The organism is Granulicatella sp. HMSC31F03 (genome assembly GCF_001807725.1).
Lineage (GTDB): Bacteria > Bacillota > Bacilli > Lactobacillales > Aerococcaceae > Granulicatella > Granulicatella adiacens.
Genome location: NZ_KV790871.1, coordinates 78,064 through 97,971 on the forward strand (window position 1 = coordinate 78,064; position 19,908 = coordinate 97,971).

The following is a 19,908-nucleotide window of genomic DNA, read 5'->3' on the forward strand; positions in this document are numbered from 1 at the left end:
TAATCCCTCTTTCTTATTTTGCACGGTCTTCTTTAATTAAATTACGAAGTGCTTCAACCGCTACTTTAATGGCTGCTTCTGTATCATGTACGATTGGATTTGATAACCCTGATGCTTCCCGTTCTTGGTTCCCCACTACTAAGAAAGTAGATCCAACACGAACGCCTAAGTGGCTCGCCACAACGAATAACGCTGCTGATTCCATTTCAGAAGCCTTCACGCCAAGACGCTTCCAAGCTTCCCATTTGTTTTGTAAGTCATAGCTAACTGGCATCACTTGAGGTTCATGTTGTCCGTAGAATGAATCTTTACATTGCACAACCCCTGCATGTGTTGTGTATCCTAAGCCTTTACCAGCATTAATTAGCGCTGTTACGACATCGTAGTTCGCAATGGCTGGGAATTCGATTGGCGCATACTCACGTGTTGTCCCTTCTGTACGAATCGCACCTGTCGCAATCACGATATCGCCACCTTTAACGTCGATATCAATTCCGCCACAAGTTCCAATACGGACAAAAGTATCGGCACCACTTCGTACTAATTCTTCAAGCGCAATTGCAGCTGACGGTCCACCGATTCCTGTTGACGTCACACTTACTTTTTCTCCATCTAAGTATCCTGTATACGTAACGTATTCGCGGTTATCGGCTACTAACTGCGCATTTTCAAAGTGTTCCGCAATTTTAGCACAGCGTTTTGGGTCCCCTGGCAAAATCACATAGCGACCTACATCCCCTTTACGTGTATGGATATGATATTGTAATCCCTCTTCTGAATATTTCATGAATACCTTCCTTCCCTGCACCATGCGTGCCTCAATATTCCCCTAGCAAACTAGGAAGGGGCCATGGTTTTTCCATAGCCCCAGATAGGAGGATGATGACAAATCTTCATCAAATAATTATGCCTATAGATGCCTTTTGCAAGTATAGTTGAAAGGATTAAATAATTGGATATACAGTTACCATAATTATCTCTATTTGCCTCTTCATCCCTCTACACTCATGAATATTTTACCAAAATTACCATCTTTTTGCAAACGGTTCATTTTTGATTTTGGATACGAAATTTTTATTTTTTTATCAGCTAATAGCTCGTCTATGAACTCCCAAATGCAAGCCTCCATCTGACTTTCTGGATTTGAGACCGGGCGCAAGAATGGTCGCAAGATTTCTTTCACTCTTTCAATAAAACCCATCATTTCGACATCTCCACCAAAAGCCATTTGTTCCAACAATATCCACGAATATCCCTTCCACACAAGATTAGGCACCTTAAACGTCTCCGTATAAATTGGGAACGTTAAGAAGGAATTGGGAAGGTCTTCTATGGTTTGACGGCATCGGTATAACTTTACGAGAAATGCCCTCGTGAGTGGAGACGCTAATTTCTTAAAAAGCATTGTGTCCCTTGACGTCCATTTCATCTCTCTATTCGGTTTTAAGTGTGCTTTTACAGGAACAGAATCTTCGACAAGCTTCTTCCACTTTTTCCACGAAAACGAGAAGAGCGGTACTCGTACTATTTGATAAGTCAACTGTTGCGAGCGAGGTTTTATCTTAATTCGAGTATGAAAAATCATCTCCCCTTTCACAAAGAAAATCAAATAATTTCCTAATTGCGGATGATATTTCATTAAATAACAAAAGGTATCTGTCAATTTATGCTGGTTCTCATAATTCTCCCCTAAAATCCAGTGGACTGACATTCCAATTTCACCTAAATGTTTCGTCCGTTCTACGATATCCTCAGGTGGAATTACGCTACATTGATACTCAATGCACCAAGCATTCTTACCTTCTGTGACGACGATATCTGGAATCTGTTCAATAGACGACACATAAGGCTCTAACTCAGCATGAAAGCCATGACTCTTCAAACTCTCAAGTAGTAAGTGCTTTCCTTCTTGATGCGCCTGAGTTTCCTCCTGCCTGTGTTTCTTTGGAATATGCGCAAAGAACACGACTCCATTTCTAGAAATCTTCTTTGTTACCTCTTCTCCGCATTCCGGGCAAAAATAGGCTTCATCTTCTTTAATTTGTGTGGCATGAATCAACTCTCCTGTTTTGGTTCTAACGATATTCATATCTATCACCTCAACAACAGATACGAAAAAACCTCTCTTAGAGACTTAGAGAGGTTTCACTCATTAGATTAAGTTTGCGTCTTTGAGAAGTTCTTCAATCATCGTACCTTTAATTTTCTTAGCAGCACGTTTTTCAAATAATTTCACTAAGAATGGCACTTTTACATCAGCTAATTTCTTACCATCCATCAAGCGGCTTGTTGATTTTGTAAGAACACGTAAATCATAAGCTGAAGCGAACACTTCTGGTACCCCACGATCGACATCAAGCAATGTATACACAGCTTCCATCGCTGTACGAACAGAATATTCTGTTGTGAACACTGTATCGCGAGGAGTTTCAGCGAAGTTACCAATGAAGGCAATATTCTTAGAGCCATTTGGAACGACGAGCGGACGGTCGCCATCTTTACGAGCCATGAAGTAGCTTGTGATATAAGGCATGTAGCAAGGAACCGTGTTGCATCCTTCGCTAGCAAATTCATGAATCAATTCTTCTGGAACACCCATGTGGTATAACCATTCTTCAGCAATTTCAATCCCTGTACATTCTTCAATTGGTTTTTCCACATAGTTACCTTTGATTCCTGAATATAAACCATAAATCCAAACGACTAATTCATCTTTACTTTGTGCTTTAAAGTGTGGTTGACGGTTTAATGTGTAGCTCATCATCCAGTTTGAGTCGCGAACGGTTACGATTCCTCCTGTCACCACTTTTCCAGCATAAGGATCACGTTTTGAGATTTTTTGAATATACTGCGCGATTCGTTTGTCTTTTACAGTTGTTGTAGCTGAAACGAACCAGCTTTGGTCTGGCAAGTTTTCACAGAATACTTCTGGATGTCCGAAGCGTTCATCTTGTTTCGCTAAGTTTTTCCATAGACTCCATGCTCCACCTAATTCTTTTGAAATTGGTGCTGGAGTATTGTTATCCCCATATGTTGTTGCAGCAGTAATACTACCGTTTGTCACGAATACTAAGTCGTTTTCTGTAAGATTGCGTGTTTCTAAAACACCACCTACTTCTAACACAAGTTCTTTGGCAATCATGTCGCTTCCAACATGTTCAACAATCACATTTTTAACAACTGTATCGTATTCGAATTGAACATTATGTTTTTTCAAGTAGTTTACGAGTGGTAAAACGAGTGATTCATATTGGTTGTATTTCGTAAATTTCAAAGCAGATAAGTCAGGTAGACCATCGATATGGTGAATGAAACGTAAAATGTAACGGCGCATTTCAATCGCTGAATGCCATTTTTCAAAAGCAAACATACTAGCCCAGTAAGTCCAGAAGTTTGATTCGAAGAACTCTTCACTGAATACATCGGTAATTTTTAGCCCTTGTAATTCAGTTTCAGATGTCATATATAATTTCACCATTTCTTCGCTTGATTTATCGCTTAAAGTGAATTGGCCATCATCCGGAATGCGTTGTCCTTTGTTTTCAATTACACGGCATTTAGAATAGTTAGGGTCTTCTTTGTTAAGCCAGTAGAACTCATCTAACACAGAGGCATCTTCGACTTCTAGTGAAGGAATTGATCTGAATAAGTCCCATAAACATTCGAAGTGGTCTTCCATTTCACGACCTCCACGAATAATGAATCCGCGCGTTGGATTTAAGATTCCATCCAAGCTTCCTCCTGCAAGTGGAAGTTCTTCTAAAATATGAATGTTTTCTCCTTTCATTTGGCCATCTCTCACTAAGAAGGCAGCAGCTGATAAGGATGCAAGTCCTGAACCAACTAAGTAAGCTGATTTTTGGTCAACGCCTTGTGGTTTTTTAGGGCGGGCAAATGCTTCGTAATTTCCGTTTGAATGATACATAGTAATTCCTCCTAGTTCCTGAAAATCAGGTTTTGTTCTTTACATGCATTACTCTACTCCCGTTTTACCAAAAGTACAATAGACAAAAAAATCCCAATGTCCAAAGTTTGGACATTGAGATAAAATTGTAAAGTAATTTATTAAGAAACGCGAGCCACAATCGTTCCAATCATAACTTGTTCGATTTTTTCAACGAGTTCTTTGGCCGTACCAGGCATTTGACGACTAATCCAATCAAGTCCTACACCAACGAGCGCATACGTATAAAACTCGATCGAAAATTGCACTTGTTCTGCTTCTGCGCCACTTACTTTGATTTCATTAAAAATTAAATCCGTTAAAAATCTTTCTACTTCTCTTTGTAAGAGCCGCTCGACATTTTCTTTACTAACAGAGCGATACGTGTTAAGAACAAAGTTGCGATTATCATCCATATATTGAAACAGTGCCTCCAGGGCATCTTGCCAATTCTCATAAGAAATATTTTCTCCAAGCGTAATATGCGCCTCATTTAAATAGATCCATTCTACTAATTCATATATATCATGGAAATGATTATAAAACGTTTGACGACTAATCCCGCATTTCTTCGTTAAATCCTGTACAGTAATCTTCGTCAGCGGCTTTTCATCCATTAATTCTTTTAGTGTATTACCTAACATCTTTTTCACAACAAGTGTCATTTGTATCCCTCTGTTTCATGAAGAAAAAGAGCGGGTTTCCCCCCACTCTTTATTTCTCTAAATTCTTTTCTTGTACGATATCCCATGAAAAGCCTAAAGCCCCTTCACCAAGGTGAGTTCCTACAACAGGGCCGAAATACGCCAATGAAGTGCGTAATTTAGGATATTGTTCTTGCATTTTTTGTCTCCAAGCTTCACCAGCTTCTGGAGCATTTGCATGAATAATGACTAATTCATAGCCATCTCCGTCCGTTGTTCCTGTTTCATCTGCAAATAATTGTTCGATACGTTTCATCGCTTTTTGTTGCGTGCGAATCTTTTCAAATGGAACAATTTTTTTATCGACAAATGTCAAGATTGGCTTAATTTTCAACATAGAACCCACTAATGCAGCCCCTGCAGATAAACGTCCACCGCGTTGTAAATTGCTTAAATCATCAACGATAAAGTAGGCTGTCGTACGATCAACTAATCGTTGAACAGTTTCTACAATTTCTGAAGGAGAATACTCTCCAGATTTTGCCATTACCGCTGCTAATTTTACAGCTCTTGCTTGAGGTGCACAACTAATCCCTGAATCAATTGGATAAATCGGCACTTCATCTTTCATGTCATCAGCCACAGCCACACAAGTTTGATAAGTCCCACTAATTCCGCTAGAAATAGTAATAGGAATAATAGCATCATAATCTTTTGCAAGTTCGCGGAATAATTCGTAAGTTTCTCCTACTGGTGGTTGTGTACTCGTTGGAAAGATTGAAGAAGATTTTACTTTTGCATAAAATTCTTCAGATGAAATATCTATATCTTCACGATACGTCTCTTGTCCAAAAATAACAGACAACGGCATCACATATACATTTAGCTTGGCTAATTCTTCTTTCGTTAAATAAGCTGTACTATCTGTAACGACAGCAATTTTCATCTATCCAACTCCTTTCACATTTGAAATTAAGTGAACTTTAAAGTCAAAAAAACTTCAAAACTCCTACATTCAAGTATAACAAAAAATAAATACCTGCGCAATGAATGGTAAGTTTTCTAAAAGAAGCTTAACAATACTTGCTCATCCATCAAATTGCAGTATAATAGAAGACATAGTAATTTTTTTGGAGGTATTATGGAACAAAGATCTACGCAACATCAATTAGATAAACAAAAGAAAAATGACTGGTTTTTACGATTCTTCAAAGGAATGTTCATCGGTTCAGGATTTATCCTCCCTGGAGTGAGTGGAGGTGCGCTTGCGGCCATCTTCGGATTATATGAACGCATGATTGCTTTCCTCGCAAACGTGACAAAAGACTTCAAGAAGAACGTATTATTCTTCTTACCAGTCGGAATCGGTGCTCTAGCAGGTATCGTTGTCTTATCATTTGGCGTAAGTTACTTACTTGGAAACTTTGAAACAATCATCCTGTGGTTCTTCATCGGATGTATCGTAGGAACAATCCCTGCTCTTTGGAAAGAAGCTGGAAAAGAAGGTCGCTCAACACGCGATATTATCATTCTGATTGCTTCATTTGTCGGCGGATGCTTACTCCTTTACTTAGGTGAAAATGCAATTGGCGGTAGCGTTGAAGCTAACTTCTTCACTTGGATGATTGCCGGTGGATTAATCGCTCTTGGAATTATCGTTCCTGGACTTAGCCCATCAAACTTCATCGTATATATGGGGATGTACAAACAAATGTCAGATGGTTTCAAAACATTAGATATGAGTGTGATTCTTCCAATCGCATTAGGTGGACTTGTAACATTAGCTCTCTTCTCAAAACTTGTACACTACATCTTTAAGAAAGCTTACCCTCAATTATTCCACTTCATTTTCGGAATCGTGCTTGCATCAACTGTAATGATCATCCCAACCAACTACGCTGGATTTGACATCGTTCAATACCTTGCCTGCGTTGTTATGTTAGGATTCGGAACATGGTTAGGTGCATTTATGGCGAAACTTGAAGACACTTATAAATAACATTTCAAACAGCTTTGCTTCTCGCAAGGCTGTTTTTTTATGCCTCAAATTAACCGTTCTGTTAATTTCCTCTTCTACTGCAAAAAGCAAAATGTAACATATAAGTTACGTAACTTATATGTTACATTTTGCTTTCTTATTAATCATCTTGCACTTTGTCACGAATAGAACTTACAACCTCTCTACTTGAGTAGAATTTTCAACCCAATAGGCGATTATGGTATTGCACCAGAAAACTAAAAAGAGAATTCGCTTACCAGACATTTATGGAAACCATAGCGGGGAAGCCTATCGATTTCGAATTAAAAGCCGTTATGGATTTATCCATTACGGCTTATTTGAGGCTTCGAAGGAGAAAGACTTCGAGGCTTTCTCCGCTATCCCGCTATTTTGTTTCAATAAACAATGACTGATAATAAGAATTCTCTGTCCTCATGAACCGCACAAACATCCTCTCTTGCCCCTTGCAGAGAATAGAATTTTATAAACTCTCCACTCGAGTAGAGTTTTGCGCCAAGAAGGCGATTATGGTACTGCACGAAAAATTTAAAAGAGAATTCGCTTATCAGACATTTATTGAAACCATAGCGGGGAAGCATATCGAATGCGAATTAAAAGCCGTTATGGATTTTATCCATTACGGCTTGTTTGAGGCTTCGAAGGAGAAAGACTTCAAGACTTTCTCCGGTATCCCGCTATTTTGTTTCAATAAACAATGGCTAATAATAAGAATTCTCTTTCAAGTACCATCCCTGCTAACACCATAATCGCCGCCCTTGGCGGTTACTACAGATATTTAGCGCACAAAAAAACTCTCTCGAAGTGAGAGAGTTTGTAAAGTTCTTATTTGAGACCGTATTTTTTGTTGAAACGATCCACACGTCCGTCTGCTTGAGTGAATTTTTGACGACCTGTGTAGAATGGGTGAGAATCAGAAGTGATTTCCACACGTAGTAATGGGTATTCGTTACCGTCTTCCCATACAACAGTTTCACTTGAAGTCTTTGTTGAACCTGATAAGAATTTGAATCCTGTAGTTGTATCCATGAACACTACTGGATGATAATCTGGGTGAATTCCTTGTTTCATTTCTATTCCTCCTGCCCTGAATTATTTGCTAATCCAGAGTTATTTATTTTCGCATGCATAATGCAACACGAATATAATACCATGCTCAAATTGAATTTGCAATAGTTTTATTCTTCCCCTAATTCTAGCCCTGGAACAGCATTCAAATCCATTTTCGCAAAGTCTTTTTGCATGTATTTAGTAAAGGCTGCAGCACCAATCATCGCCGCATTATCTCCACAAAGTGACAATGGCGGGATGGAGAATGTGACTGTTGGATAGTGCTCTTCCATCATCTGTGTCATCGCTGTACGAAGCCCTTTATTGGCAGCCACTCCTCCTGCTAACACGAATTGTTTTACAGGATAAGCTTTAAGCGCACGTCTTGTTTTTTCGACTAAAACTTCTACGACACTGGCTTGGAAACTAGCAGCTAAATCTTCGGGGACAATCTCTTCGCCTTTTTGTTTGGCGTTATGAACACGATTGATGACCGCTGATTTTAATCCACTAAAACTGAAATCAAAATGGTCTTCATGAATCATCGCACGTGGAAAGTCGTAAGTGTCCGTTCCTAGATGAGCTAATTCATCCATTTTCTTTCCACCAGGATAGGGCAAGTTCAAAATACGACCAATCTTATCGTACGCTTCTCCTGCCGCATCATCTCTTGTTTCACCGATAATTTGGAACTTTCCATCTTCTGGCATATACGCCAATTCTGTATGCCCTCCGCTGACCACCAGTGCCATTAAAGGAAATTGAAGAGGTTCTACAAGTTGATTAGCATAAATATGTCCTGCCATGTGGTTCACTGCAATCAGTGGTTTTCCACTCGCTAATGCCAAGGCTTTCGCTGCAGAAATCCCAATCAGAAGGGCTCCGACAAGGCCTGGACCATATGTCACCGCAATGGCATCCATATCATCCAAAGTTTTGCCTGCTTTAGCAAGGGCTTCGTCGATAACCTGAGTGATTTGTTCGACGTGATGGCGGCTGGCAATCTCTGGCACAACTCCGCCAAAACGCATATGACTTTTAATTTGAGAGGCAACAATATTTGAAAGGATGGTATTTCCGTTTTGAATCACGGCTGCACTTGTCTCATCACAACTACTTTCAATTGCTAGAATCAATGTTTCTTTCATATTGTTCCTCCTATCTTTGTTCAATTTCTAATCGATATTCTATCGCATCTTCTACAGGATCACTGTAATAATCTCTTCTCGTATGGAAAGCTTCGAATCCAAGAATTTCATATAAATATTGAGCACGCTTGTTGCTTTCACGTACTTCTAAAAAGACAACTTTCACATCTCTTTGTTTCAAGTCATATAAGGCCATTTGCCATAAACGTTGTGCCAACCCTTTACCTTGATAGTCTTTAGCAATTACGATATTCGTTATCGTTGCTTCATCAAGAACTGCTTGGACTCCAAGGAATCCTACTAATTGGCGTTGCATCCATACTCCGTAATACGTGTTTGCTGGATTCTCCAAATCTGCAAGGAAACTCTCGACGCTCCAATGATTGGGATGCTCGTAATTTTCTTGCACTAACTCAACTAATGCTTCAGCCATCGCTAAATCAGCTGGTTGAAGTCTTGTAAAAGAGTACTCTGACGAATGGAAGGAAGATGGCGTTTTTGGTGGTAATGTATAGAGCATTTCTACAGCATCCTCATTTTCAGGAGTATAATAATTTTCCTTCGTTCCCATAACGCTATAACCATTCTTTCTATATAAACGAATTGCTTTGGTATTCGATACTCGAGCTTCTAAAGTAATTTCTTTTTTATCAAGGGCTCTTGAAATTTTTTCAATTGCTTTTAACAATAATGTAGCTACATTTAAAAAACGATAATCGTGTAGTACTGCTACATTGGTAATATGTAAATCCGTACCCTCTGTTGTTCTTGCACCGATAAAGCCAACGATTTCCTTTTCCACTTCCAGTACGATATAAATGGCATCAGGATTATAGGCAACATCTTTTTCAAGAATATCTTTTGCCCATGGGGATTCCCCATTATAAGCTGCCTCTTCCACTTCAAAAATACGAGCGGCATCTTCTGGAATTCCAATTCGAATTTTGGCTTGCGCCCCATTTCCAAGAATGACTCTTTTTTCGAAATTTTCAAATTGATTGCGAATCGGTTCTTTATGTTGCGGCCCTTCTAGAAACAGTGCTTTGATTTTTTCAAACCACTGAATGAAGCGTTCTTTAAACTCGTTCCACATACACTGACCCCTTTTCTAAAGGATGCTCAGTTTGCCAATTCTCTTCTGCTTCTGCCAGTTTCAAGTACATTGGGACAAAGACGTCCGCGTCAACAGCTTCCTTATTTCTTCCTAATTCAATGAGCGATGTTGCGTGAGGAATAGCGTCAGGCCCTTCAAGCCACTTCGCCTCACTCGCTCCTTTTTCTACGATTGCCTCTTTTGTAATCGACTGTAATTGCCCTACAAAAGTTACTCCAGTTGCAAATTCCGGCAACACTTTTAAGAAATCATCCCATGAAATATGTTGCTCTGGAATCACCTTTTTAAAGCCTTCGTCAGTCTTTTGATAGCCTACCGCGAAAATATTTTCACGTCTAGCATCAAAAAAAGGCACAACGACTTCTCCTACTTCTACTTTTGAAGCAAGGTCGGGTAAAAAGACATCGAGACTGGAGATGCCAACAAGTGGAATCCCCAGACTCTTTGCGAGTGTTTTAGCAACAGTAACGCCAATTCGAAGTCCCGTATAAGAACCGGGGCCTTCAGCAACAACGACCTTTGTTAAGTCTTTTGCTGTAATGCCGGCTTCTTCAAAAACGGCTTCAATGGTTGGCACAAGGAGAACACTATGTTGCAAGGTGTTCTCAATCGTTTGTTCAATCATGGTACCGTTTGTCAGTTCTACAGCGACCGATAATGTCTTATTCGATGTATCAAGTGCGAGGATTGTCATACGGCACTTCCTTTCTAACTATTTCGTAAATTCATGCATGAAGGCGCTGAATGCTTCTTGACCTTCTTTTGTTTGTTTAAAGACGCCTGCATATTCTAACACACGGCAAAATTTTGCACTCACCGCTTTTTGTAAAAATGCGTCTACAGTTTCTTTCGTTGGTTCTTGTGCTTTCAATTCTTTTGCCCATTCTTGGTGAATGGCTGCGACTGCTTCAAGAGGTGCTTCTCCAACGAGATAGTCTCTCACTTCGCGAAGTTCGCGTTCAAGACGTGGCGGCAAAATCGCAAGCCCCATCACTTCAATTAAACCAATATTTTCTTTCTTAATATGTTGTACATCCGCATGCGGATGGAAAATTCCATCTGGAAACTCCTCTGTCGTGCGGTTGTTGCGTAATACTAAATCAAACTCATACGCATCTCCTTGACGGCGCACGATTGGAGTAATCGCATTATGCGGTTCGCCGTTTGATTCACGTAAGATTTCAAGGTCTTTGTTTTCGTAGTCTTCCCATGCTTTTAAGATATCAACTGCTACTTCAAATACTTCCTCACGATTATTTCCGCGAAGACGAAGCGCAGAAAGTGGCCAGTATAGACGTTCGATTTCAACGGTATCAAACTTCTTAGAAATTCCAGTTTCCAAGACTTTAGCAAGGTTCATTGGGAATACGTAACGTCCCCCTTGATAGTGGTTATGACTTAAAATCGATCCTCCAACAATTGGAAGCCCTGCATTTGACCCTACAAAATAATGAGGGAATTGTGTCACGATTTCAAGAAGTCTGCTAAAGGCTCCCTCATCCACTTTCATTGGCTCTAGATTTTCAGACAAGAAGATGGCATGCTCTGAATAATAAGCATATGGAGAATAATGGTAGCCCCAAGACTCTCCACCAAGTTCCATTCCAACAATACGGTGGTTGGCACGACCTGGCCAATTGATACGACCATGGTAGCCTACGTTTTCAAAGCATAAACGGTTGGCAGGATAATTGAAATCCTTCGATTGCGCTGCTTTGATAATTTCTTCTTTCGTTTTTTCTGGTTTTGATAAATTAATCGTGATTTCTAAATCGCCATACTCTGTTTCTCCGTTAAAAGAAATATTTTTAGCGATATCATTGACCTTAATTAAGTTCAAATCGAGCGCCATTTTATAAAACGCGTCTGTCGCTACTTTAGGCCCTTCTTCGTATTTATTCCAGAATAGACGGTTCAATTCTGAAGGTTTTGGAATCACAAGGTTCATTAGCTCTTGTTCAAGCCAGTCGCGTTCTTCAGCGTCATCTGCAATCCTCCCTGCTTCAACAGATGCCTCCACCACGTTCGCCATTGCTTCTAATAGAGATGGTTGATCGATTTCTTTACAAGCCTCAAAAGATTCTTCTCCCACTAAATAAAGCACGCGATTTAATAAATAGCTACGATCCTCTTTTGATACATACCCTGATTCAATCGCACTATTTACAAACTCCTGAATCGCTTTATTCATTTTCATAATCTGGTCCCCCTACCAACTAAAATTCATTCCTATTAATATGCACGTGCAATCCAAACTGTATGCACAGCCGGTTTGCCAGTAACGATACATTTCTCTTTTTTCACTGGAGCGTTAAATGGAATGTTACGAGTTGTGAAGCCTGTTTCTTCTTTGATTTTCGCTTCACTTTCTTCTGTTCCGTCCCAACCAACTAATACCCAACCAGGTACTTCGCCAGCTTCGCGTTTTGCTTCGATGTGAGCTTTCAACTCATCTAAAGTATCAATGTTTGTATATTCGTTAGAAGCACGCATCGCACGAGCAGTTTCTAACATACGAACTTGCATTTTATCTAATTCAGATAAAATGGTATCTACTAAACTGTCGAATCCAACTGCTACTTTTTCATCTAAGTCACGCATTTTTGTCATCACTTGATTATTTTCTAAGTCGCGAGGTCCGCATTCGATACGCATTGGGACACCACGTAATTCCCATTCATTGAATTTGAATCCTGGTGAGTTGTCAGTGTCATCGATTTTCACGCGTAATCCAGCAGCTTTCAATTCTTTTTGAAGCTCTTCTAATTTTTCTAAGATGGCTGGATTTTTCTTCCATGGTCCAACTGGAATTAAGACTACTTGTGTTGGAGCCACTTTTGGAGGTAAAACTAGCCCTTGTTCGTCCCCATGAGTCATAATTAATGAACCGATTAAACGAGTAGATACTCCCCATGAAGTTGTATGAGCGTATACATGTTCATTTTCTTTTGTTAAATATTTGATGTCGAACGCTTCAGCGAATTTTGTTCCCATGTAGTGAGAAGTTCCCGCTTGAACGGCTTTTCCATCTTTCATCATTGCTTCGATGGAGTAAGTGTCTACTGCCCCTGCGAAACGCTCTGACGGAGTTTTTTGACCTTCGTAAACTGGCACTGCTAATACGCCTTCTACAACTTCTTTATAAACCTCTAACATCTTCATTGTTCTGCGACGTGCATCTTCCTCATCTGCATGCGCTGTATGTCCTTCTTGCCATAAGAATTCTGAAGTACGTAAGAATGGTAAAGTTTTCTTTTCCCAACGGAATACATTTGCCCATTGGTTAATTTCATATGGAAGGTCGCGGTATGAATTAATCCAGTTTGAAAAAGCTGTTCCAATCATTGTTTCACTTGTTGGACGGAGCGCTAAACGTTCTTCTAATTTTTCGCCAGCTGCTTCTGTCACCCATGGTAATTCAGGAGCGAACCCTTCAATGTGGTCTGCTTCTTTTGTGAAGAAGCTTTCTGGAATTAACATTGGGAAGTATGCATTACGAATGCCTTCTTCTTTAAAACGACGGTTAAATTCCTCTTGAATATGTTCCCAGATTTCATATCCGTCTGGTTTGAAAATCATACATCCACGCACTGGTGAATAATCCATTAAATCTGCTTTTTGAATGGTTTGAATATACCATTTAGAGAAATCTTCTCTTTGTAAGTTTGTTTTTTCTGCCATCTGCTTAGCTCCTTTTCATTTTTTGTGAAATAAAAAAAGCCACTCCCCTAAAAAGGACGAATGACTCGCGGTACCACCTTAATTACACTTACTTTGTAAATGTCTCTTTAACATTGATAACGATGATTTCACCGGATTATTTTCATAATCACCTCGTTTGGTAGGTTCAGTTAAAGAGCGGGGGTTCTTTCTCAGCAATCAGAACTTTCTGTACCCATCATTTCACTTACTTTTCCAAATCCTATCCTACTCTAAACACACTCGTAAAGCAAGTGTTTTCTTGCTGTAAACTAGTCGTTTTTTGCTGTTTGCTCAATATACTCCATTAAGTTCGTTGAATGTTGATATTTGATTGCCGCTCTTAAGTCTTTTTCTAAGATGACTTTCTCTAAATCAATTCCGTTTACCCCTGCAATAGCAATCGTATAATGAATTACGTCCGCAAGTTCCTTTCCTAATTCTTCTAGCACTGTTTTTGTATCCCCATCTTTTCTTCCGTCTCGAATGCTAATTTGTTCTGCAACTTCACCAATTTCTTCCACTGATTTAATAAAAAGTCCTTGATCATTGTTTCTATTCTTATATACATTTTCTAAGTATTCTTGATACTTTTTAATTGTTAGTTTTGACATCTTCTCACGCTCCAAAAAATAGCAATAGACATAGAGTCTATTGCTATTTTACATAATTTATTTAGGCAAATAAAGACAGATACTGCAGAGATTTATGAGCCATTTCTGGGCGCGATGGCTCATATCCTGTGTAGTTGAACTCGCCATCGCAGAAATGGCGTGCGTTTCCCGAAATATCCGCACGGCTGTCCCAGCCGCTTTCGGTATTCCGGTCCAACGTTCCATTTCTGGGCGCGATGTCTCGTATCCTATGTAGTTGAACTCGTCTTCGCAGAAATCGCGTCCACTTCCCACCCCATACGCACATCGTTTTTAACGATGCTTGCGTTGGTTTGGTCCATTGGTCGATTTCTACCCGCGAAAACTCACATCCTATCGTTTATCTATTGCTTTGACGGTTAAATCTCCAATAATTTGAATGATGAATACTAAAACAAGGATAGCTACTGTTGCGACAAATATGATATCTTGTTTGTTTCTAGTAAATCCAATCATATAAGCAAGGTTTCCTAAGCCTCCTGCTCCTATTGCACCGGCTACAGCAGTAGAACCTACAAGCGCAATAGCAGTTACAGTAATTCCTGAGACAAGAGCTGGTAAAGATTCTGGAATTAAAACCTTTGTGATAATTTGGCGAGTATTCGCTCCCATCGACTCAGCTGCTTCAATCACTCCAGAAGGAATTTCATTTAAAGCAATATCGACTAGTCGAGCATAGAATGGAGCTGCACTAATCACTAAGGTAGGAATTGCCCCTTTTGGACCAATAATGGTGGTCATAATCGCCTTTGTAAATGGCATCAGCAAGGTTAACAAGATAATAAACGGAATAGAGCGGAACACATTGATAATGCCTCCTAAAATAAAATGAACAAACTTATTTTGGAGACTACGTCCTTTCCCCGTTAAAAATAGCAAAATACCTAGTAGCAAACCAATGACAAAAACATAAAAAGTTGGAATAAAGGTCATATATAATGTTTCATTAGTCGCCTTGATCACTTCATTCCAATTCACGTTTTCAAAAGAAAACATTTGTTGAAACAATTCTTCTATACTCGTTTGAGCTAAAAATACATTAAACATTCTCTAACACCTCCACAATAATTTCTGCTTTTTGAAGGTATTGAATAACTGCTTCTGCTTTTTCTTCGTTTTCTTCAATCAGAATAATCATACTACCCAGCACACCTTTTTGGGTTATATTCACTTTTGCTTGTAAAATTGATACAGTCGCATCTAGTTTTCGAATTGCTTCGGATAGAACAGCATCTCCTGTTCGATCTCCTAAATATTGAATACGCACGACTACACCAGGACGAAGAGAGGTGGCTAAGTGACTAAATACTTCTTCCATTTCGTCTTCCACTCGTTCTTCCCCAACGAATTGTTTGGTAATAGGTTGTTTAGGATTCTTGAAGACTTCAATAACCTCCCCACTCTCAACCACTCGACCTTCTTCCATCACGGCTACCCGATGACAAATTTGACGAACAACATGCATTTCGTGTGTAATCAACACAATTGTCAAACCTAATCTCTCATTGATTTCTACTAGCAATTTAAGAATATCTTTGGTTGTTTTAGGATCCAAAGCACTCGTTGCTTCATCACAAAGTAATACTTCTGGATCATTTGCAAGTGCACGAGCGATTCCCACACGTTGCTTTTGTCCTCCAGATAATTCTGAAGGATAAGCTTTTTCACGACCACTTAAACCCACTAATTCAATCAATTCTTTCACTTTACGATTACGGGCATCTTTAGCAACACCTGCAATTTCAAGAGAAAAAGCAATATTTTCTTCCACGGTTCTAGACCAAAGTAGGTTAAAATGTTGGAAAATCATCGCAATTTTTTGGCGTTCTTTTAATAAAGCTTTTCGTTTTAATTTGGTAATGTCTTTTCCATTGATAGAAATTCGTCCACTGGTAACTGATTCTAACCCATTCAACAAACGGATGAGTGTACTTTTACCAGCACCTGAAAAACCAATAATCCCAAAAATTTCTCCTCGGCTAATTTCTAAAGAGACATCTTTCACTGCCTCAACCGTGCCTTGTTTTGCTTTGTAAGTTTTCGACACGTGTTCCACTTTAATCATCTCTTCACTCCTTCAACTGTTAAAAAGAGTGGAAAGTCCAAGGCACATCCCTTAACGGCTTTCCACTCCTCTTGTTTCTGTTTAATAGTATATCACATTATTTCGCAGGAACTACAGAACCATCTGTATATTTCTCGCTAATAAATTTACGGATTTCGTCACTTTGTAACACTTTAATTAATGCTTTAATTTTTGCACTATCTTTTTCTGATGGTTTTACTGCAATTAAGTTCGCATATGGAGAACTTTGATCTTCTAAAGCAATTGAGTCTTTAACTGGTGAAAGTTTTGCATCAATCGCAAAGTTTGAGTTAATAATTACTGCATCCCCTTCATTTGCTTCATAAGTAGAAACTAGTAATTCAGGAGCAATTTCAGTTTTAATTTGGATATTTTTTGGATTCTCCGCAATATCACTTAGTCCTGCAGTAACTGGGTTAACACCCTCTTTTAACTTAATTAATCCAGCTTTTGTAAAGAAGCTTAAGAAACGTCCTACTTCAGCAGGATTCGTTGAAGCATAAACTACAGCGTTTTCTGGTAATTCTTGGATTGATTTGTATTTCTTAGAATAAATTGCCATTGGTTCAATGTGTACATTCCCAACTGATACTAAGTCTTGACCGTGCTCTTTATTGAATTTTTCAAGATATGGGGTATGTTGGAAGTAGTTTGCATCAGCATCTCCACCATAAACAATATTATTTGGAGTCACATAGTCGTTGACGATATTAATTTCTAATTCATAACCTTCTTTTGCTAAAATCGGTTTTGCAGCTTCTAAAATTTCAGCATGAGGTGCTGGTGAAGCAACTACCGTAATTTTTTTATCTTCTGATTTTTCTGCTGTTGTTGTTTTTGACTCTCCTGATTGAGAATTATTGTTTCCGCACGCTACTAGTGCTGTAGCTACAAGTCCTAAAGTTGCTGTTTTAAAGATTTTTGATAATTTCATATTTTTCTCTCCTTATTATTCCATAATTCATTTTGGAAACCCACATGCGCGCGTCGGGATTTCCACCAGATGGATGCATGATTGATTTGGTTTTGGGCCATAAAAAAAGCTTCTCCCCTATTTTAGAGGCGAAGTTTCGCGTTACCACTCTAGTTCCAATGAACCTCACAGTTCATTGCTTAAAAAGTACATTGCATTTGCAAGATACTTTTGTACTTTATCGAGTACAAGACGCAAAAGCTTGATCACCTTTGTTGCTCCCAGACCATTTTCAATAAAGTGCCCTGTATCCTTTCTCACCATCCGGATTCTCTTTCACATTCTTCTTTATTTACTTATCTGTTCATTGCATTGTTTTATCTGATGAAATTACTATAAACGATGAGCTGTCTTCGAGTCAATGTAAAAATGGTTATTTCTATATACCAGTTTCTTTGAACTCGTCATAACTATTATGCATACCAAAAAATAAAAAAGATGAGCATCTCTGCTCACCTTTAGTTTAAGATTTATTTCTTTAAGAATCTTCTCATTGAAAGAATAGAACCAAAAGCTCCGATAGTGATACCGATAGCAGCCATAGCCAATGAGACATAAATTAAGAATGGATTAGGATCCAATAAGCTAAAACTTGAGCCAGAGAAGAAGTCTGATCCACCTTTATAAATCCATAGATAGATTGACCATACTAATCCGATTGGAATAATAGAACCTAGTAATCCAATCATCCCACCTTCTAAGAAGAAAGGCCAGCGAATATACGCCTTCGTAGCTCCTACTAAGCGCATAATCTCAATTTCAGTTCTTCTTGAGTAAATTGTTGAGCGAATCGTGTTAGAGATTAAGAACATTGCTAACGCTAATAGCCCCACAATAATGACAGCACCGATGTTTCGAGCTGTAGCAATAATTCGGAATAAATTATCTGCACGAGCTTCACCATAACGAACACGTGCTACGTAATCCATACCTTCAATCGCTTTAGCAACTGCGCTTGTTTTTTGAGGTTCTTTTGCTTTTACGTCAAAAGCATTACGAAGTGGATTTCCATCATTTTTAAACAATGAAAATTCTTCAGCAAAGCTCTTTGTTACATCTTCTAATTCTTCATCTTTTGAACGGAATGTTACAGATTCTACATCCGCTAATTCTTTAATTTTCGCTTCTAATTGATCTGTCTTTTCCTGATCTGCTGCCAAATCAATATACACACGAACATTAACGTCATTTTCAATATCTGATCCAATTTTGTTCACATTAAATAGTAATGAAACAAACACACCAACGATTAAAAGAATCATTGATACCGCAGAAACCGAACCAAATGTCATTAATCCGTTTCTGAAAAGACTCTTGAAGGCGTCACGTATATGACGACCCATCGTTCTAATCTTCATATCCGTATTCCCCCTGTTCTTGGTCACGAACAATTTGTCCACTTTCAATGGCTAAAACACGATGTTTTTTCTCATTTACGATTTGACTATTATGAGTCGCCATCACAATTGTAGTTCCTTGTTCATTAATTCTTTCTAAAATATCCATAATTTCCATAGATGTATCCGGATCTAGGTTTCCTGTAGGCTCATCGGCAATTAAAATTCCCGGAGTATTCACAATTGCTCGAGCAATCGCTACACGTTGTTGTTCTCCACCAGACAATTCATTTGGGAAGTTATTCATACGGTGTTTTAAATTTACTAATTCTAACACTTCGTCTACACGGCGTTTAATTTCGCGAGGAGATTTCTCAATTACTTCCATCGCATATGCCACGTTTTCATAAACTGTTTTATGTTGTAAAAGTTTAAAATCTTGGAATACGACACCAACATAACGGCGTAAGAATGGAATTTGACGATCTTTAATCTTCATCAAATCATATTTTCCCACACGAATTCTACCCTTTGTCGCTTTTTCTTCACGATACATCATTTTAATGAAAGTTGATTTTCCTGCACCAGAAGGACCTACTACATAAACGAATTCTCCATCTTTAATTTGAATGGATAAATTATTAATAGCAGTAATGCCTTTATTATATTTCTTAGTTACATTCATCATTTCAATCATAAACTCACCAGCTTTCTAATCCTACGATTTTTTAATCTTCACTATTATAGCACCCTAATATTACAACACCTTCACATAAGATTACAGAAATATTAAATTAAGGATACGAGGGCGAACGCTCAGAGCCGAATCATTGGAAACAAACACCGCAAGGGACTTGGAACAAGTCGTGCGGATGTTTGTTGAAATGGACGTCGGCTCTGTGAGCCCGAGTTCAACTTCAGGATACGAGGGAGAGAGACAGAAGCCAGGAATAACCTCACAGTGTGAGGTTATTCTGCTCTATCTAACTCCAAATCGTTCCTAATAGAACGATTTCCACACAGTTTATTAGACTTTCTTGAATCACGAGTGATGAAAAGAAAGTCAATAAACCACTGTGCCTTACTCAATGCACAAATAGGGTTGAATTTCTTGATAGGCACCGAAGCCCATCAAACTATCTAGGAAGTTTCATCCCATAATACCCCACCTAATTAAAATGAACTTAAAATAGTCACCCTCACAAGATAAAAAGGTTCTATAATTTTTAGGGTTGATGGAATTT

General features: G+C 38.8%; 18 protein-coding genes and 1 other annotated feature. Of the genes, 1 reads left to right on the forward strand and 17 read right to left on the reverse strand.

Annotated elements, in window-relative coordinates; translation table 11 throughout:
* Positions 1-13 precede the first annotated feature (13 nt).
* From udp to HMPREF3106_RS08770, 5 genes are all read right to left on the reverse strand, one after another.
* Positions 14-787, reverse strand: coding sequence for a uridine phosphorylase (gene udp / locus HMPREF3106_RS08750; RefSeq protein WP_070437020.1), 774 nt, complete (start codon positions 785-787; stop codon positions 14-16).
* Between the two features lie 204 nt (positions 788-991).
* Positions 992-2,089, reverse strand: coding sequence for a competence protein CoiA (locus HMPREF3106_RS08755; RefSeq protein ID WP_070445937.1), 1,098 nt, complete (start codon positions 2,087-2,089; stop codon positions 992-994).
* 63 nt (positions 2,090-2,152) lie between these two features.
* On the reverse strand, positions 2,153-3,925 hold the full coding sequence (locus HMPREF3106_RS08760; protein WP_070445938.1) for an oleate hydratase: 1,773 nt from the start codon (positions 3,923-3,925) through the stop codon (positions 2,153-2,155).
* Between the two features lie 140 nt (positions 3,926-4,065).
* The gene (locus HMPREF3106_RS08765; protein ID WP_070445941.1) at positions 4,066-4,608 is read right to left on the reverse strand and encodes a TetR/AcrR family transcriptional regulator C-terminal domain-containing protein; all 543 of its coding nucleotides are present in this window, start codon (positions 4,606-4,608) and stop codon (positions 4,066-4,068) included.
* Between the two features lie 49 nt (positions 4,609-4,657).
* Positions 4,658-5,533 carry a DegV family protein gene (locus HMPREF3106_RS08770; protein WP_070445944.1) on the reverse strand — a complete coding sequence of 292 codons (876 nt, stop codon included), beginning with the start codon at positions 5,531-5,533 and terminating at the stop codon, positions 4,658-4,660.
* Positions 5,534-5,728: 195 nt separating this feature from the next.
* On the opposite strand from HMPREF3106_RS08770, the gene HMPREF3106_RS08775 reads away from it, so the two are divergent.
* Positions 5,729-6,586: a DUF368 domain-containing protein gene (locus HMPREF3106_RS08775; protein WP_049555828.1), complete on the forward strand. Its 858-nt coding sequence runs from the start codon at positions 5,729-5,731 to the stop codon at positions 6,584-6,586.
* Positions 6,587-7,429: 843 nt separating this feature from the next.
* On the opposite strand, the gene HMPREF3106_RS08785 is transcribed toward HMPREF3106_RS08775, so the two are convergent.
* The 12 genes from HMPREF3106_RS08785 to ftsE form a co-directional block, all read right to left on the reverse strand.
* Positions 7,430-7,675 carry a type B 50S ribosomal protein L31 gene (locus HMPREF3106_RS08785; RefSeq protein ID WP_005604946.1) on the reverse strand — a complete coding sequence of 82 codons (246 nt, stop codon included), beginning with the start codon at positions 7,673-7,675 and terminating at the stop codon, positions 7,430-7,432.
* Between the two features lie 107 nt (positions 7,676-7,782).
* Complete coding sequence (gene tsaD, locus HMPREF3106_RS08790; protein WP_070445950.1) at positions 7,783-8,802, reverse strand: tRNA (adenosine(37)-N6)-threonylcarbamoyltransferase complex transferase subunit TsaD; 1,020 nt, start codon at positions 8,800-8,802, stop codon at positions 7,783-7,785.
* A gap of 10 nt (positions 8,803-8,812) precedes the next feature.
* Positions 8,813-9,895 (reverse strand): ribosomal protein S18-alanine N-acetyltransferase, encoded by a 1,083-nt coding sequence (gene rimI / locus HMPREF3106_RS08795; RefSeq protein WP_070445953.1) that lies wholly within the window; start codon positions 9,893-9,895, stop codon positions 8,813-8,815.
* Positions 9,879-10,610, reverse strand: a complete 732-nt coding sequence (gene tsaB, locus HMPREF3106_RS08800) for a tRNA (adenosine(37)-N6)-threonylcarbamoyltransferase complex dimerization subunit type 1 TsaB (protein ID WP_070445955.1) — start codon at positions 10,608-10,610, stop codon at positions 9,879-9,881. The genes rimI and tsaB overlap by 17 nt, the downstream gene beginning before the upstream one ends.
* Before the next feature lie 18 nt (positions 10,611-10,628).
* Complete coding sequence (locus HMPREF3106_RS08805) at positions 10,629-12,113, reverse strand: UDP-glucose--hexose-1-phosphate uridylyltransferase (protein WP_070445958.1); 1,485 nt, start codon at positions 12,111-12,113, stop codon at positions 10,629-10,631.
* 35 nt (positions 12,114-12,148) lie between these two features.
* The gene (gene proS / locus HMPREF3106_RS08810) at positions 12,149-13,597 is read right to left on the reverse strand and encodes a proline--tRNA ligase (protein ID WP_070445961.1); all 1,449 of its coding nucleotides are present in this window, start codon (positions 13,595-13,597) and stop codon (positions 12,149-12,151) included.
* 49 nt (positions 13,598-13,646) lie between these two features.
* Positions 13,647-13,849 (reverse strand) — a binding site (T-box leader).
* A 38-nt stretch (positions 13,850-13,887) separates the two neighbouring features.
* Positions 13,888-14,229, reverse strand: coding sequence for a MazG nucleotide pyrophosphohydrolase domain-containing protein (locus HMPREF3106_RS08815; RefSeq protein ID WP_049555836.1), 342 nt, complete (start codon positions 14,227-14,229; stop codon positions 13,888-13,890).
* Positions 14,230-14,601: 372 nt separating this feature from the next.
* On the reverse strand, positions 14,602-15,315 hold the full coding sequence (locus HMPREF3106_RS08820; protein WP_005604939.1) for a methionine ABC transporter permease: 714 nt from the start codon (positions 15,313-15,315) through the stop codon (positions 14,602-14,604).
* A complete protein-coding gene (locus tag HMPREF3106_RS08825; protein WP_070445964.1) occupies positions 15,308-16,333 on the reverse strand; it encodes a methionine ABC transporter ATP-binding protein in 1,026 nt (341 codons plus the stop codon). The genes HMPREF3106_RS08820 and HMPREF3106_RS08825 overlap by 8 nt, the downstream gene beginning before the upstream one ends.
* A 97-nt stretch (positions 16,334-16,430) precedes the next feature.
* On the reverse strand, positions 16,431-17,288 hold the full coding sequence (locus HMPREF3106_RS08830; protein ID WP_049555838.1) for a MetQ/NlpA family ABC transporter substrate-binding protein: 858 nt from the start codon (positions 17,286-17,288) through the stop codon (positions 16,431-16,433).
* A gap of 509 nt (positions 17,289-17,797) precedes the next feature.
* Positions 17,798-18,685 carry a permease-like cell division protein FtsX gene (gene ftsX / locus HMPREF3106_RS08835; protein ID WP_005604931.1) on the reverse strand — a complete coding sequence of 296 codons (888 nt, stop codon included), beginning with the start codon at positions 18,683-18,685 and terminating at the stop codon, positions 17,798-17,800.
* Positions 18,675-19,361: a cell division ATP-binding protein FtsE gene (gene ftsE / locus HMPREF3106_RS08840; protein WP_049555840.1), complete on the reverse strand. Its 687-nt coding sequence runs from the start codon at positions 19,359-19,361 to the stop codon at positions 18,675-18,677. The genes ftsX and ftsE overlap by 11 nt, the downstream gene beginning before the upstream one ends.
* Positions 19,362-19,908 lie beyond the last annotated feature (547 nt).

Coding starts and splice junctions, on each gene's coding strand:
- HMPREF3106_RS08825 (WP_070445964.1), bottom strand. CDS start 16,333: ATGATTAAAGTGGAACACGTGTCGAAAACTTACAAAGCAAAACAAGGC.
- udp (WP_070437020.1), bottom strand. CDS start 787: ATGAAATATTCAGAAGAGGGATTACAATATCATATCCATACACGTAAA.
- proS (WP_070445961.1), bottom strand. CDS start 13,597: ATGGCAGAAAAAACAAACTTACAAAGAGAAGATTTCTCTAAATGGTAT.
- rimI (WP_070445953.1), bottom strand. CDS start 9,895: ATGTGGAACGAGTTTAAAGAACGCTTCATTCAGTGGTTTGAAAAAATC.
- HMPREF3106_RS08760 (WP_070445938.1), bottom strand. CDS start 3,925: ATGTATCATTCAAACGGAAATTACGAAGCATTTGCCCGCCCTAAAAAA.
- HMPREF3106_RS08770 (WP_070445944.1), bottom strand. CDS start 5,533: ATGAAAATTGCTGTCGTTACAGATAGTACAGCTTATTTAACGAAAGAA.
- HMPREF3106_RS08765 (WP_070445941.1), bottom strand. CDS start 4,608: ATGACACTTGTTGTGAAAAAGATGTTAGGTAATACACTAAAAGAATTA.
- ftsE (WP_049555840.1), bottom strand. CDS start 19,361: ATGATTGAAATGATGAATGTAACTAAGAAATATAATAAAGGCATTACT.
- HMPREF3106_RS08785 (WP_005604946.1), bottom strand. CDS start 7,675: ATGAAACAAGGAATTCACCCAGATTATCATCCAGTAGTGTTCATGGAT.
- HMPREF3106_RS08805 (WP_070445958.1), bottom strand. CDS start 12,113: ATGAAAATGAATAAAGCGATTCAGGAGTTTGTAAATAGTGCGATTGAA.
- HMPREF3106_RS08820 (WP_005604939.1), bottom strand. CDS start 15,315: ATGTTTAATGTATTTTTAGCTCAAACGAGTATAGAAGAATTGTTTCAA.
- HMPREF3106_RS08815 (WP_049555836.1), bottom strand. CDS start 14,229: ATGTCAAAACTAACAATTAAAAAGTATCAAGAATACTTAGAAAATGTA.
- tsaB (WP_070445955.1), bottom strand. CDS start 10,610: ATGACAATCCTCGCACTTGATACATCGAATAAGACATTATCGGTCGCT.
- tsaD (WP_070445950.1), bottom strand. CDS start 8,802: ATGAAAGAAACATTGATTCTAGCAATTGAAAGTAGTTGTGATGAGACA.
- HMPREF3106_RS08755 (WP_070445937.1), bottom strand. CDS start 2,089: ATGAATATCGTTAGAACCAAAACAGGAGAGTTGATTCATGCCACACAA.
- ftsX (WP_005604931.1), bottom strand. CDS start 18,685: ATGAAGATTAGAACGATGGGTCGTCATATACGTGACGCCTTCAAGAGT.
- HMPREF3106_RS08830 (WP_049555838.1), bottom strand. CDS start 17,288: ATGAAATTATCAAAAATCTTTAAAACAGCAACTTTAGGACTTGTAGCT.
- HMPREF3106_RS08775 (WP_049555828.1), top strand. CDS start 5,729: ATGGAACAAAGATCTACGCAACATCAATTAGATAAACAAAAGAAAAAT.